The sequence below is a fragment of the Bradyrhizobium sp. AZCC 1678 genome (genome assembly GCF_036924765.1).
GTDB lineage: Bacteria > Pseudomonadota > Alphaproteobacteria > Rhizobiales > Xanthobacteraceae > Bradyrhizobium > Bradyrhizobium algeriense.
The window spans coordinates 2,629,582-2,644,295 of sequence record NZ_JAZHSE010000001.1 but is presented as its reverse complement, the minus strand read 5'-3'; the positions used below and the strand labels follow the sequence as shown (position 1 = coordinate 2,644,295).

Annotated in this window: 14 protein-coding genes; 3 read left to right on the top strand and 11 right to left on the bottom strand. The window is 61.1% G+C overall.

Annotated features, from left to right (window positions below):
• Positions 1-25: 25 nt before the first annotated feature.
• From V1294_RS12585 to V1294_RS12550, 8 genes are all read right to left on the bottom strand, one after another.
• A complete protein-coding gene (locus tag V1294_RS12585) occupies positions 26-799 on the bottom strand; it encodes an SDR family NAD(P)-dependent oxidoreductase (protein WP_334483612.1) in 774 nt (257 codons plus the stop codon).
• Between the two features lie 47 nt (positions 800-846).
• Positions 847-1,851 (bottom strand): ABC transporter ATP-binding protein, encoded by a 1,005-nt coding sequence (locus tag V1294_RS12580; RefSeq protein ID WP_334497429.1) that lies wholly within the window; start codon positions 1,849-1,851, stop codon positions 847-849.
• A gap of 17 nt (positions 1,852-1,868) precedes the next feature.
• The gene (locus V1294_RS12575) at positions 1,869-2,699 is read right to left on the bottom strand and encodes a carbohydrate ABC transporter permease (protein WP_108515245.1); all 831 of its coding nucleotides are present in this window, start codon (positions 2,697-2,699) and stop codon (positions 1,869-1,871) included.
• A 3-nt stretch (positions 2,700-2,702) separates the two neighbouring features.
• Positions 2,703-3,575, bottom strand: coding sequence for a carbohydrate ABC transporter permease (locus V1294_RS12570; protein WP_334497426.1), 873 nt, complete (start codon positions 3,573-3,575; stop codon positions 2,703-2,705).
• 83 nt (positions 3,576-3,658) lie between these two features.
• Positions 3,659-4,972: an ABC transporter substrate-binding protein gene (locus V1294_RS12565; protein WP_334497424.1), complete on the bottom strand. Its 1,314-nt coding sequence runs from the start codon at positions 4,970-4,972 to the stop codon at positions 3,659-3,661.
• Between the two features lie 196 nt (positions 4,973-5,168).
• The gene (locus V1294_RS12560) at positions 5,169-6,122 is read right to left on the bottom strand and encodes a sugar-binding transcriptional regulator (RefSeq protein ID WP_334497422.1); all 954 of its coding nucleotides are present in this window, start codon (positions 6,120-6,122) and stop codon (positions 5,169-5,171) included.
• Positions 6,122-6,787, bottom strand: coding sequence for an HAD family hydrolase (locus V1294_RS12555; RefSeq protein ID WP_334497420.1), 666 nt, complete (start codon positions 6,785-6,787; stop codon positions 6,122-6,124). The genes V1294_RS12560 and V1294_RS12555 overlap by 1 nt, the downstream gene beginning before the upstream one ends.
• Before the next feature lie 315 nt (positions 6,788-7,102).
• On the bottom strand, positions 7,103-7,534 hold the full coding sequence (locus V1294_RS12550) for a hypothetical protein (RefSeq protein WP_334483633.1): 432 nt from the start codon (positions 7,532-7,534) through the stop codon (positions 7,103-7,105).
• A gap of 294 nt (positions 7,535-7,828) precedes the next feature.
• Here V1294_RS12550 and V1294_RS12545 point away from each other — a divergent pair, with 294 nt between their 5' ends.
• The 3 genes from V1294_RS12545 to V1294_RS12535 all read left to right on the top strand — a co-directional run bounded on the left by V1294_RS12545 (position 7,829) and on the right by V1294_RS12535 (position 11,222).
• On the top strand, positions 7,829-8,629 hold the full coding sequence (locus tag V1294_RS12545) for a DUF4908 domain-containing protein (RefSeq protein ID WP_334497418.1): 801 nt from the start codon (positions 7,829-7,831) through the stop codon (positions 8,627-8,629).
• A 78-nt stretch (positions 8,630-8,707) separates the two neighbouring features.
• Positions 8,708-9,139: a hypothetical protein gene (locus tag V1294_RS12540; protein WP_145963620.1), complete on the top strand. Its 432-nt coding sequence runs from the start codon at positions 8,708-8,710 to the stop codon at positions 9,137-9,139.
• Positions 9,081-11,222, top strand: coding sequence for a caspase family protein (locus V1294_RS12535; RefSeq protein WP_334497416.1), 2,142 nt, complete (start codon positions 9,081-9,083; stop codon positions 11,220-11,222). Before V1294_RS12540 ends, V1294_RS12535 begins: the two co-directional genes overlap by 59 nt.
• Positions 11,223-11,569: 347 nt before the next feature.
• Here V1294_RS12535 and V1294_RS12530 read toward each other — a convergent pair whose 3' ends face one another.
• The 3 genes from V1294_RS12530 to V1294_RS12520 form a co-directional block, all read right to left on the bottom strand.
• On the bottom strand, positions 11,570-11,926 hold the full coding sequence (locus V1294_RS12530) for a hypothetical protein (RefSeq protein WP_334497414.1): 357 nt from the start codon (positions 11,924-11,926) through the stop codon (positions 11,570-11,572).
• 169 nt (positions 11,927-12,095) lie between these two features.
• Positions 12,096-12,896, bottom strand: coding sequence for a hypothetical protein (locus V1294_RS12525; protein WP_334497412.1), 801 nt, complete (start codon positions 12,894-12,896; stop codon positions 12,096-12,098).
• 24 nt (positions 12,897-12,920) lie between these two features.
• Entirely contained in the window at positions 12,921-14,138 is a 1,218-nt protein-coding gene (locus V1294_RS12520) for a sigma-70 family RNA polymerase sigma factor (protein WP_334497410.1), read from the bottom strand.
• Between the last annotated feature and the right edge of the window lie 576 nt (positions 14,139-14,714).

The following is a 14,714-nucleotide window of genomic DNA, read 5'->3' as shown; positions in this document are numbered from 1 at the left end:
AACCCCGCTTCAGTTCAGCGCCAGCTCACCAGCACGTATAGCCTCCGTCAACGAGGACAACACTCCCGGTCATCAGGCTGGCGGCGTCAGACGCCAGAAACAGGACGACCGATGCGATCTCGTCGACCTCCCCCATTCGGGCCATCGGCGTACCACCGATCCAGGCATCGTACATCTTCGGGTTGCTTTTGACGAAAGCATTGAGAGGCGTGGTGACGTAAGTCGGCGCCACGGCGTTGACACGGACGCCGCGTGCCCCCCACTCGGCCGCGAGCGATTTGGTGAGATGGTGCACCGCGGCCTTGGAAGCGTTATAGTAGCACTGCTCCTGCGGTTTGTTGACAATGAAGCCCGACATCGACCCGATGTTCACGATGGAACCGGACTTTGCGTCAAGCATGTGCTTGCCGAAGGCGCGACAGCACCAGAACGTGCCGTTGAGATTGACGTCGATGACATTGTTCCAGTGTTCGTCGGCAACCTCTTCGGCCGGCGTCTCGCTTCGCGCAATGCCGGCATTGTTGACAAGGATATCGATGCCGCCGTAGCGGGCTGCCAATTGGTCGGCGACCTCGGTAACGCGCTTCGAGTCCGTTACGTCCATGATGACGATCTCGGCATCCAGGCCTTTCGCCTTCAGGCTCGCGCACCCGGCATCGGCAAGTTGGGGGTCGCGATCGGCGATCACGACCTTCGCTCCGGCCTCCGCCAAGGCCTCCGCGCAGGCAAGGCCGATTCCCTGGCCGGCGCCTGTAACAACCGCCGTTTTTCGGTCCAGTTTGAATTTTTCCAGATACATCTTCTTGTTATTCCTGTTTTCCTATCGCGGCGCAGCGTGCCGTCCGCTCATGCTGCTATCACCGCGCCGTCCTTGTCGAAGCGGTGCAGCCGGGTTGGATCGGGCGAAAGCCAGAGGCGGTCGCCGGCCTTGAGATTGAATTCTCCGATGCAACGCGCCGTCAGCAGACCGAGCTTGCCGGCGTCGACATAGAGGAAGGTGTCGCTGCCCAGATGCTCTGCGACCGACACGGTGCCGGGCCAACCCTCTCCCTCCTTGCCGATCCTCAGGTGTTCGGGCCTGACGCCGAGCGTGGCGACGCCGGGTTGGCCTGCCGCCTCGCCGGATACAAAATTCATCTTTGGCGATCCGATGAAGCCGGCGACGAAGAGATTCGCCGGATGCTCATAGAGTTCCAACGGCGAGCCATATTGTTCGATACGGCCGGCGTTGAGCACGACGATCTTGTCGGCCATCGTCATGGCCTCCACCTGGTCATGGGTGACATAGATGGCGGTGGTCGCAAGTTGCTTCTGCAATTTGGTGACTTCCAGGCGCATCTGGACCCGCAGCGCTGCATCGAGATTCGACAAGGGCTCGTCGAACAGAAACGCCTTGGGCTCGCGCACGATCGCGCGTCCGATCGCCACGCGCTGGCGCTGTCCACCGGATAGCTCGCGTGGCTTGCGGTCCAGATAGGGCGTGAGATTCAGCGTGGCGGCCGCGGCCTCCACCTTGCGGTCGATATCCGGCCGCGGCAGGCCGGCCATCTTCAGGCCGAACGCGATGTTGCCGCGGACGCTCATATGCGGATAGAGCGCATAGGATTGGAACACCATCGACAGGCCCCGCTTGGCCGGCGGCACGTCCACCACATTCTTGCCGTCAATCAGGATTTTCCCACCGGTGACATCCTCGAGCCCGGCGATCAGGCGCAACAGCGTCGTCTTCCCGCAGCCGGACGGCCCGACGAACACCACGAAGGAGCCGTCTTCGATATCCAAATTGGCATCCTTGATGATGTTGACCGGCCCGAATGATTTTCTGACTCCCTGCAGCGTTATCTGGCCCATGATCTCTGGTCCCCTTGCTATTTGACGGCGCCGAAGGTCAGTCCACGGACAAGCTGCCGCTGCGTGAACCATCCGAGAATGATGATCGGGGCAATGGCGAGCGTTGAGGCGGCCGACAGTTTTGCCCAGAACAGGCCCTCGGGACTTGAATAGGACGCGATGAATGTTGTGAGCGGTGCTGCGTCCAGGGTCGAAAGATTCAGTGTCCAGAACGCCTCGTTCCACGCCAGAATGAAATTGAGAAGAAGCGTCGAGGCAAGGCCCGGGATGGCCATCGGCGTCAGAACATAAACGAGTTCACGTCCGATGGTCGCACCATCCATCCGCGCCGCCTCCAGAATATCCTTCGGGATTTCCTTGAAATAGGTGAAGAGCATCCAGATCACGATCGGCAGATTGCCGAGACAAAGGATCATGACGAGACCGGCGCGCCTGTCGAGCAGCCCGAAATCCCGGTAGATCAGGTAAATCGGAACCAGCACGCCGACCGATGGCATCATCTTGGTCGAGAGCATCCAGAGCAGAACATCCTTGGTGCGTTTCGTCGGCGCGAACGCCATCGACCAGGCCGCCGGAATGGCAATGATCATCGCAATCAGCGTCGACCCGCCGGCAATGATGATCGAATTGAGCGCATGATGAAAATAGTCACTGCGCTCCTGCACTGTCGCGTAGTTCTCAGTGGTCCAGTGAAACAACAGGAATTTTGGTGGCATCGAGAATGCCTCGAGCTCGGTTTTGAAGCTCGTCAGCACCATCCACAGGATGGGCAGGAAAATCAGAAATCCGAACAGCCACGCCGCAGCGGTGGACACCCAGACGCGCCTTGCTGTGACCTTGCGTGCCATCGCCTACGCCTCCAGATTCCGTCCGACGATCCGCACCAGGAAGAACGCGACGATATTGGCGATCACGACCGCGACCAGTCCGCCGGCTGACGCGTTGCCGACATCGTACTGGACCAGCGCCTGCGTATAGATCAGGAACGCGATATTGGTGGTCGCGAGGCCCGGGCCGCCGCCGGTCGTAACAAAGATCTCGGCGAACACGGTCAGCAGGAAGATCGTTTCGATCAGGATGACTACGGTGATCGGCCGCGCCAGATGCGGCAAAGTGAGATAGATGAAGGTCGAAAGTGCGCTCGCCCCGTCCATCTCGGCCGCTTCCTTTTGCTCCTCGTCCTGGGATTGCAGCGCCGTGAGCAGAATAAGGGTGGCGAACGGCAGCCATTGCCAGGCCACGATCAGGATCACCGCGAACAAAGGCACATCGTTGAACCAGTCGATCGGCGTTGCGCCCACGAGTGTCGCGACCCAGGCGAACAGTCCGGACACCGGATGCATCAAGAGGTTCTTCCAGACCAGGGCGCTGACGGTCGGCATCACGAAGAACGGCGCGATCACCATCAGGCGGATGATGCTGCGCCCGACCACCTGCTGATCGAGCAGCAGCGCCAGTGGCGTGCCGAGCAGGATGGTGATTGCGAGCACCGATCCGACCAGCACCAGCGTGTTCCGTAGTGCGGTCAGAAAAGCGGGATCGGTGAGAAAATATCGAAAATTCTCCAGCCCGACGAAGCTCCAGGTTTCCGCATCGAGTAGGCTGTAGTGCAACGTCGAGAAGTAGACCGTCATTGCCAGCGGGACGATCATCCAGATGAACAGCAATGCGACGGCCGGCGTCAGCAGGGCCCTTCCGAGGACCTGGGTTTGCTGCGTTGCCATCGCCGCCTCCTGTTATCTGGGAAAGGAGATGGGGCTGCCGTCCCTGCCCGGGGGCCTGACGGCAGCCAGAATTGCGTGTCGCACTACTTGATGTAGCCGGCGCGCTTCATTTCGCGTTCGGTGGCTGTTTGCGCGGCTGCGAGCGCAGCGTCCACTGTCGATGACCCGGCCAACGCCGCCGAGAATTGCTGGCCGACGCTAGTTCCGATGCCCTGGAATTCCGGAATCGCCGCGTACTGCACGCCGACGTAAGGCACCGACTGCACGGTCGGCTTATTCGGATCGGCGGCATCGATCGATGCCAGCGTCAGCCCGGCAAACGGCGCAACCTTCAGATATTCCGGATTCTGATAGAGCGAGGTGCGGGTGCCGGGCGGGACATTGGCCCATCCTTCCTTCGAGGCGACGAGCCTGGTGTAATCCTTGCTGGTCGCCCAGGCGATGAACTTCTCGGCGGCTGCGGTCTTCTTCGAGCCCGCAGGGATGGCGAGATTCCACGCCCACAGCCAGTTGGCGTTCTTGCCGAGCCCCGCATTCGGCGCAAGCGCGAAGCCGACCTTGTCGGCAACCTTGGAATCCTTCGGGTTGGTGACAAAGGACGCAGCCACCGTGGCATCGATCCACATCCCGCATTTGCCGGAGTTGAACAGCGCGAGGTTTTCATTGAAGCCGTTCGAGCTGGCGCCGGGAGGGCCTGCGGCCTTCATCAGATCGACATAGGTCGAAAGTGTCTTCTTCCATTCCGGCTTGTCGAATTGCGGCTGCCATTTCTCATCAAACCAGCGCGCGCCGAACGAGTTGGACATCGCGGTCAGGAACGCCATGTTCTCGCCCCAGCCCGCCTTGCCCCTCAGGCAGATGCCGAAGACGCCGCCGGATTTGTCGGTGAGCTTTTTCGCCGCATCGATCACGAAATCCCAGGTCGGCTTTTCCGGCATGGTCAGGCCGGCCTTCTGGAACAGGTCGGTGCGATACATCACCATCGAACTCTCGCCATAGAACGGCGCGGCGTACAGCTTGCCCGAAACCGACACGGCATCCCGGATCTTCGGAAGCAGGTCCGCGGCGTCGTAGTCGGGTCCGAGATTGTCAAGCGGAATGAGCCAGTTCTTCTTGGCCCAGATCGGAACCTCATAGGTGCCGATGGTCAGCACGTCGAACTGTCCGCCCTTGGTCGCGATGTCGGTGGTGACGCGCTGGCGCAGGACGTTCTCTTCGAGTGTCACCCATTTGACGGTGATGTCAGGATTCTTGGCGGTGAATTCGTTGGTCAGCGCCTGCATCCGAATCATGTCGCCGTTGTTCACGGTGGCGATGGTCAGGGATGTCTGTGCGACGGAAGGAGCTGCGCCCAACAAGGTAGCCGCGCCCAGCAGGGCGCTGAGGACGTGTTTCACGATAACCTCCCTTACGGCGTTGAGCATATGCCCACGCCTTGCATTTATGTTCACACCGGGCCGAAGCGTTGTCAAGGATCGGATCGCGCTTCCGCACTGGACTCGCTGGGCGGGAGGACATGGTTTAATGGGATCGCATGCCAGGATCGGCTGGCGGGAAACCCGCGCACGCCGAGGCCGAAGACCGGCCAGTTCGCTACGGCTTGAGGATTGCGCCTGCCGTCGCCTCGTCGGTGATCAACCCGTTGAGAAGCCGCCCCTTCAGCGCCGCCCTGATGGCCGGAACCTTGGCACGACCGACCGCCGCTCCGATGGTCAGGGTCTCGGCAGGTACCCGCGGCGGAATGCTGGTGAGACGAAGGTTTGTCCCGCCTTTGATGAGGTGCCCCTCCTCGTTGAACGCCCAGCCGGTCAGTTCGCCAACGGCGCCCAGCCGCATCATCTCGAGCAGTTCTTCGCGCGAGACGAAACCGTCAACGTGAACTTGCGCCTGCCGATCCATCTGCCCGACCCCGACAAGCCGCAGGTCGGCCTTGGCGGCGACCGCTCTCACCCTGGCGATCGGATCTATTTTCAGCATCTGGTCGCGCTCGCGCTCGGACGACATCAGAAACGGCAGCGGCATCGGATAGTGGCGCGCCTTGGTCCGGTCGGCGAGACGGCCGACAGTGTCGAAGAAGCTGGCCGAGCCGTCGGCCGAAATGTTTCCGACCAGCGACACGATCTGGTGGTTCGGACAGTCGATCGGCGACACGCGCTCGACGGCAGCCCGCACTGCTCTCCCGGTGCCAAGCGCCACGATGGTCGGCTTCTCGGTCCGCAACGTCGATTCAAGGATGTTGGCGGCGCGCTCGGCGATTCCAGCGGCCGACAGCGGCGCGGCGGGATCGGTCGGCACGACTTCGCAATAGGCGAGATGGAACAAATCCTTCAACCGCGCTGCTAATTCCATGCATGCAGCGATCGGATGCTCCAGGCGGAAAGTGATCAGGCGCTCGGCGAGGCACAGCGAGACGAGGCGCTGTGCCGACGCGCGCGAAACCTGCAGCATCTTGGCGATTTCATCCTGGGTGTGACCGGCAATGAAGTAGAGCCAGCCGGCCCGCGCGGCTTCGTCCAGGCGCGACTTCTCGTTATCGGATGCTGCCATCAGGTTCCTTGCCGATCCGTCTGCCAGAAATCCGCCATCCGTGCGAATACGCGATCGGCTCCCGCTTCGCGGAGAATGGCCTTCCCGTCACGCGATTGATAGTGACTGCCTCCGACAAAGCCCCAAACGGTCATGCCGGCAGCCTTGCCCGCCTTGACGCCGCTGACACTATCCTCGATCACGAGGGTGCGACGCGGATCTACCCGCATCTTTTCGGCCGCGTAGAGAAAGAGGTCGGGCGCCGGCTTGCCGCGCTCCACCATCTGGGAAGTATAGAGACGCGTGCCGAAATGCGGCGCGAGGCCGGTCAGAGAAAGGGAGAAAGACACCCTATCGACGTCGCTGGACGAGGCGACGCAACGGGGGATTTGCAAGTCCTCCAGTACCGAGTTCACCCCTTCGATTGGGCAAAGTGACGAGAGAAACGCCGCTCGAACCCCTGCCCTCAGCTCGGCCGAAAATTTCTCGGGGTTCAAGCGTCCCAACGCTTCATAATGCTCGAAGACCGCCGTCACGCTTCGCCCAAGGAACAGATCAAGCGCCTGATCGATGTCAAGGCTGATGCCGTATCCCGCCAACGTGTCAGAGAGGCAGCGACAGCTCAGCACCTCGCTGTCGACCAATACGCCGTCGCAGTCGAAAATGATGAGATCGGGCCGGATCATCGTAATTTTCTCATGCCCAATATGAGCATAAACTCATAAAATGGGCAATAACCCGCCTCCGCGAATGGGGCACCCCGCCTGGCGGATTCCCGTGCACTACCCAGAGCACGGGCTCAGTCCGCCAGTCGGGATCACGGTCGACGAGCGATCATGCGTCAGAAGCCTGTTGTGTGTACCGAAAACCTAAGCACAGGCGTAGGTGGTGGTGAAGTCCACCAAGGATGGCGCGTGAACGAATGATGCCGGTGCGCTGTACCGAGCGAGAGACTGGTGCATCCTTGTTCAAAGACCAATGCGTTCTGACGCCGTTGCACCTCACAAATTGTTCTGCAAATATTCGAACACGTAGTCGACGTCGTTGCTCGAATTGAAATTGACCTCGTAGTCGATCGTGCCGTCCTTGAGCACAACCGTGCGCTGCGGTCCAAAACTACAAGTCAGGCTTTTGATCTTCTGTTTGACGGCTTCCTTGCCGGCCTCGGAGCCACAGACGCGCCACATGGCTTCGAGAGCTACCTTGCAGTAACCGTAGGCGCTGTAGGTCTTCCGATCCTCCGGCGTCGGCGGCTTCAACCAGTTAAACTTCGCCGTGAGACTGTTGCCGCACCGCTCGTTGGTGGAGGTGACCTCTGCCGCGAGATACTTTTCCTGTTCCGCGAAATACTCCTTGTCCTTCAGCGATTGCGCAAGCGCGACCGAGGAGAAGATCGAGAGCGCGACGACGGCGACACCGGCACGGATAATCATAGCGGACAACTCCAATTTAGATGTTCATGCGCGCATCCCGTGTGGGCACGGCGTCCGGCCACTGCGGCGGACTTGGGGATAGACGGACAGCGGCGGTGATTTTCCCGCGTCATCGCAGCACCGTGTCATCGCAGCATCTGGAGCGGTGCATCTTGATTGAAACATTTGAATCATGAATGCACCGCGTTCAACGTAGGTATCGGCCGCAAAAACTCCGTATTTGTTTCTCATCTCTCGCTGCGCTCATCAGCGGTACCGCATCCTGCGGATTGTCGTGATGCTGTGAGGTCTGCCATGTCCGGACGTTTCCGAGCGACCGTCGTCGGCGCCGCCCTCGCCTTGATCGCCGGCCATGGCGCCCTCGCCGCGGAGAGGGGCTCGCGGCTTCGCATCGGGCATTACAGCACCGGCAGCGGATTGATCGGCTTTGTGATCGACCGCATGGGAACGCCGATCAAGCTGCGCTTCGACGGCTCCGCCGAAATCCTGGCCTTGACTGCCGAGCCGGCTCCTTACGATTCGATGACGCTCAAGCGCGATGACGGCGTCTCGGTTCTTCGGATCTACGAAACGGGCCGCGTCCTTGTATTCAGCGACAAATTGTCGGGCGGTTCGGCTGACGCGTATCACGACCAGGAAGCCGAGCCACTCGTCGTCAAGAACGCAACGAAAGAGCAGGCGGAGACCGAGGCCGAGTCGCTCGGGCGCAGGCTTGGGCGCGCGGGCGCCCCGGCGCTCAAAATCTCGCTCGACGCACCGCGCCTTTCCGCTGACTCGGCCGCGTGGTCCGCCATGGCAGACGCCATCGCCGTCACAGGAACAGCCCTGGCCGAGATGCTCACCTCACCGATCGCACGCGAGATCATCGCTGCGAAACTGCAGCGCGTCGTCATCCGCGACGCCGACCGGGTCGACGTCAGGCTGGCGGGCGACACCCTGATCGTGGAGGTCGAAGCCAAGGAGGCGATCGCAGGCCGGCCGTCCTCGGCGCGCCTCAAGTCTGCGATCGGTGATGTAGCTGGATCTTTATCCGGGCACGAATTTACAGCAGCCGGCGCGGAGAAAAATGTTCACCGGTCCGTCTCTCTATCTTGACGTGGTGGCGACGGCCGCGGGCCGTCTCGAAATGTCACCGCAATATGGTGCATTGTTGTCAAGAAAGAGAGGAATCCAATGTCGGGTCTTATTACTGGGCTGGTTTTGCTCGCGCTCGGCGCCCTGGCGGCCGCTTCGAGCATCGTTGCGAGGCGTCCGGACGCGAAGGCGTATATCGAACTGATGGTACCTTACCAGGGATGGTTCGGATTCATAACCTGCCTGTGGGGCGCCTGGACCATCATCAATGCGATCATCAACCTGAACTGGTTCGGCTACGTGCCGGTCTGGTGGCTGACCTACCTCGCGACCGGCGTGCTAATTGCATCACTCGGCCTGCTGCTCGGCTATGCGCTGCTGACGAAGTTCATTTTCAGCCACAACGCTCAAGCGGCTCAGCGTGGCGAGCAGATTCGCGCTGCCATTGTCCCCTATCAGACGGTGCTCGGTTATGCCGCGATCGTCCTCGGCCTATGGACGATCGTCGCTACGTTTCTCTATCGTATCTAGGGCATGGTCCGGAAAATCACGCCCATCGGGCCACGACCCGATGGGAGCACCGATTTTCCCGAAAAGTTCATACTCAACAAAAAGCCAAAGCGCGATGACGCTTCATCTTGAACGCATCGCGCCCCCCAGCAGGTTGCTGAAAAGTCAACTTGGGCGTGACGAAATCCCGTGGCGAACGAACTGGAATATGCTCCAGGATTGTCTGCCTGCCGCCGGCGCGTCTCGATCGTCATCAGCAATCTGGACTATTTTCATTATTTGCCGGCCCGCTCATCGTCGGCTACCCGCCCATGATGAAGTTCGCAGCCAACCTGCCGACCCACAGCATGCACATTATCCGGCCACAGAGCTGACAAACAATGAGTTGACGGATAATGGCGCTCACCCGCCGAACAGTTTGGCCAACCGGATGAGACAGCCGCTCCATGAGCCCGCTAGAGCATCGACGAGAGCATCCATGTTGAAAGCAAACTCGTGCCTGGCGATCCTCGCGCTGAGTGTCGCGATAAGCTTCGCCACGACCGCACGCGCGGAGAAGCGCGTCGCCCTGCTGGTCGGCAATAACGCCTATGAGAACATTCCGCGGCTGCAGACCGCCGTCAACGACGCGCGCGCGGTCGGCACCGCCCTGCGCCGGCTCGGCTTCTCGGTGATGGTCGTCGAGAACCAGCCGCGCCGTGCCATGAGCGAGGCCATGCTCGCTTTCGACAAAATGATCGAGCCGGGCGACATCGCGCTGTTCTTCTTCGCTGGACACGGCTTCGAGATCCGCGGCCAGAACTACCTGTTGCCGACAGACATCCCGGAGGTCCGCGAAGGACAGGAAGAGCTGATCCGCGATTCCGCGTTTCCAGCCGACCGGATCATCGACCGGCTGCAGGCGCGCGGCGCCCGCACGGCGGTGCTCATGCTCGACGCCTGCCGTAACAATCCGTTCGAACGGCCGGGCGGGCGCGGGCTCAAGGGCAGCGGCGGCCTCGCCGCGATGACGCCTGCCGAGGGCGTATTCATCATGTTCTCCGCTGGCGCCAAGCAGACCGCGCTCGACCGGCTGTCCAGCACCGAGCGCGCCTCGAACTCCGTGTTCACACGAAACCTCGTCCGCCGGCTGGCGGAGCCGGACCTAACACTGGTGCAGATTGCCAAGCGCTTGCAAATCGAGGTCCGGCAATTGGCGGCGAGCGTCGGCCTCGAGCAAACGCCAGCCTACTACGATCAGGTCGTCGGCGAGATCGTACTCAACTCAAGCGGACGCACCACGCCCGCCGACCCGCCGCCACCACAAACCGCGGCCCTGCTCTCCGACGTCGACAAGCGCGCCGCCGAGGCCGTGCTGGCTCCTTCGGCCGATCCTGTGATCGCCGAGCTCGACGCGCTGGCGGCCGCAAAGAGCTGGAGCGAGCTCCGCGGCCACCTGACAACGGTGAGGCCGACGGCGCGCGACGCACACTGGGCTTCGTTGGCCGAACAAGCCGCGATCGGCGAATTAACTCCACTTGCAACGTCGCCTCATCCGTTTGGCGATCGGCTTGCGGCGCTCGAGCGCTATGCCACGACCTTTCCGATCCTGAACGACAACCCGGAATTCCTGGCCCTGCGCGCGTCGATCGGCCTGTCCGCGTTCGGCGACTGCCTTGAGCAGGCTTACGGGACAGCCGATTGCCGCCGGGGACTGGAGAGCTTCGTGCGCACAACGCCCAAGAGCGTCGGTACGGCGCGCGCGGACCTCGCGCGTGACGCCGCCCGTCTCGTCGGACGCAAGCTCAACCGCTCGGCCGCCGCGCCGTTTTTCGCCATCGCGATCGAGGCGCCGGCCGAAACGAATGCGGCAGTCTGTACGGATCCAGATCTCACCAACGCTGTCATTGCCGCGCTCAGCCGGCCTCCCGACTGGGATGAAGCCAAGGCGTCGAAGGCGCTCACGGAAGCCTGCTGGAGCACACTCGGCCCTGCGGTAGTGGCGCAGGTCGCCCGCGAGACTGGCGACAGCTACTACCTTGGCAATGCCTGCCCGACACTGCTGCAGCGCGACGCTTTAACGGGACTGCGCGCGGCCCGCTGCCGGGAGATTAAATCGCGATAGGCGAGGTAGTCACATCGCTTTCGAGACCCCCACGACAAGCGGCGGTCTCATCTTGAACCTAAAGCGGGACGAGTTCAGGAAACATCGCCATCGGCGCTTGTTTTGAGCATGGTCTTTTCGGAAAGCCAGATCATGCTCTGGCTCTTTGCTTGAGCATCATCTCCGCGCAAACGCGTCGCCTTTGTTAGGCTCAAGGGAAAACCGCTGTCCCACCATCGGCCTGAGGGCATGTTTCTCCGGATCACGCTCTGGCAGGGTGAACTCCAGGTTCTTCGCCTGGACGCGCCGTACTCAGAAGGCTGCGGCGATCAGATGAGCACCCCAGCCTTCCTGCCCGCGCGGCTACATCAGAACGAGCAGCCGAAGCTTTGCAGCGAAGTCTTGATCGCGTCCATCGTCTGCTTACACGTCCCTTCCATGGTTGACTTCGCTGATGGACTCTTGGCCATATCAACCCACATCTTGCGCGTCTGGTCGAGCTGTGCCTTGTAGGTCGCGCGCTGCGCCTCCGGAAGCTTCGACGTAACGCAACTATCATATTTTTGCAGAAAGTCGTCGCAAGCGGCGATGCCGGTGCTCTGCGCACGTGCAGGCCCGGCTACGGCAATCGCGAGCAAAGCGGCACCCGCCAAATGCAAGAGCAGCAACGCTCTGCGCATGCTCAAGCGTGATCCGATCGCAGCCTTCGTCGTTGTATAACGCATTATCTCTTGCTCCTTTGTTGGATGGCAACATTGGAGCAGACGGACAGGCTCTCATTTTTGGTCTGTCGCCAGCCATCGCGATGTCTCGTTAGACCCATCCTCGTGATGGAGCACAACGCACCTCCCGCAACCGAGATGCGGCCCGGACGACTTAAGCGTCGAGTTTAGGTCAGTTCGGTCCTGCGGAAGCGGGGCGCTCATGCCTACGGCCCCCTGCCGGCCTTGGCCCGCATGGATCGTTATCATCGGTGGGCGCTGCCTTGCCTGGATGTTCGGTCACCCCCGCGGTCGCCCCCGGTCCAGTACCGCGATCGCTTCCCATGTTGCCGGGTGTCGATTTCCTGGCTTGTTCGTTCGCGTCGCTGCACGAGTGAGCATCTTTCTTCTTCGTTGGACCGGACGGGGTCGCCACGATTCCGCGGCCGATCGCATCACCTGCGTCGTCCTGCTTGACCGCGATGGCTGCACCGTCCCCAACCATCTTCACAGCGGTCGGGATCGCGATCACGGCCAAGGCGGCGAGAGCGAAGCCGGACCACGCAATCGAGCGCCGGTACCGAGCAACTGGACTGACCGCCATTGCCGAAACCTGCGTTCGGCTCTGTTCCGACGCAGCAAGAACACCAGCCGCCCGCACCACCAGACCCGCTGGGGCCGTCGCAGGCCGCACGTGGATTTCGTCCAGCAATGCCGCCGCGGAAGTTAACTCCGCGCGGGCCACCGGGTCGTTCGCAAGTCTCGCGGCGACAGCATCCCACTCTGCCCGCGGCAGGGAACAGTCGAGAAACGCAGCGATCTGAGCGTTGTCAATCTCGTCCCATTGACCTGCTGCAAGGGAACCCTGCTCCAAACCCTCGGAAATGGTCCGCGACAATTGCGCGCGAAGCAGCTCATAGGTTTGCAGCCGGTCGGAGCGGTCATCGTCCTCGGCGGGCACAGACGCCGGTTCCTGACTAGGGCGTTCGATCATCGGGCAGAATTCCAATACCCATGTTCAGACGGACATATCGGAATTCTTTTCCAATTGCACCGCAATTTCTTTCAACCATTTCTGGGTTCGCTGCTTGAAACGATAGACGTCCTCGACCGGGCAACCCATCAGCCTAGCGATGTCACGTGCTGGCAACGGCTCATTGGCCGAAAATACAATCTGAAGGTACAACCGTTCATCGGCGGGAAGCTTCTCCGCAGCCGCATTGACGGCAGCGACGAGAGTAGCGCGGCGCTCTTCCTCCTCAAAGAGCAGCAAACGGTCCTCTGGCGTCGGCGACGAATCCGCGATGGAAATACCTCCACCTTCGCCAAGCAGCGCGTCGAGCGAGATGGCCTCGGTCGCAGGCGGCGTGCGTTCCAGCTTCGCCATGCCGGCAACGCGCGCGACCGACTCGGCGACATCAGCGGCTGTCGGATCTTGCGCCAGCCTGCCGCGCAGTGCAGCAGCGAGGCGATCGGTGTCCAGCGGACAACCCTCCCACACCACGGCTGCATAAATCGCCTGGTCAAGCGGCGTCGAACGAGAAATCGCCACCGGCAAACGCCGTCGGGGCGCCTCACGCCGCACGAGATCGATCAAGATGCGATCGACCACGGTCAGAATATAGCCCGTGAAGCTGCCGCGGCCTCCGTATAAGCGGATACGACGGAAATCATTCTCGATCAGCTTGAGGCATACTTCTTGATATGTATCCTCGCGACCGGCTCTACCAAGGTTACGCGGCAATTGTCTGGCGATCCGGCTGCGAATGTCGGTCTCGAAGTAACGCGAGAATCTCTCCCACGCTTCGTGCGGCGTTTTACTGAATTGTCCCGCCAGTTCGTCGGCGAGAACATCACGGGCGACCAGCGACAAATACGTCGTAAGCCGCGAGCGCCCATCGAACCTCCGCAGCCGCGCATAATCGTCAGCCTTCAGTGATGCGACGATGTGAAGGAACGCAGCCTCCGCGTCCGCTCCTTCGCCTACCAGCTTCACGACGATCGACCATAATGTCGTCGAGACGTGTTCGAGAAACCTGCTCGCTGCCCCTGCGTCACCGGAGAGGGCACCATTGACGAGCGCGTGCTCAAAGTTGCCGCTCAGCGCCGGCACAATCTGCATCTCAGGGGAGACCGGTCGTTCGGCGATCGCATTGGCACTGTCGGCATCGTTGTCTTGCGGCTTGGCCTTTTTCAGGACCAACAGATTCTGGACCAACAGGCTGCGCGACCACATGGCTTCTCCCCTGACAAACAGCCGACCCACCGCATGACAGTTGAACAGCCAGAGACTACGGCCTTCGCAAGTTGGCCTCTTTCGTCGCCGAATAACTGGTTCTTGTCGATAAACAACTGGTATCCCAATCTGGCGAGATTATGAATTGCAACAATGCTAACGCAAAAATTGTAAGATGAATGCAGTGCTCCATCCTGAGCGCACTCGACTTTGCTGAGTCTGTTCGTCGTGCCTGCCCCGACATGACACTTAATTGTCACAACTACGCCAAGCTTGGCGCTCGCAAATACCACAAGCCACATTGCGTCGATCGAGATACGGGATGCGCATCTATCGCGACCTGCGTGATCTTTCTGGTAAACAGGTCCGAAGCCGCGAAGCGCGGTGGAAGCATTTGTCATTCCGCTCCCGCCACTGGATTTGGCAACCCGATAGTCGCGATAACGCTCCAGACGTACCCGTAGCACCGAGCAGCTCGGCCAGGGTTTCTCGAGAAAGGCCTTGCGTTCTTCCCGCCAGAACGCGTCCGACAACATGCGCGGCCTGAGCGCGTCGAAAACTGCCTCGGCCTCTTCC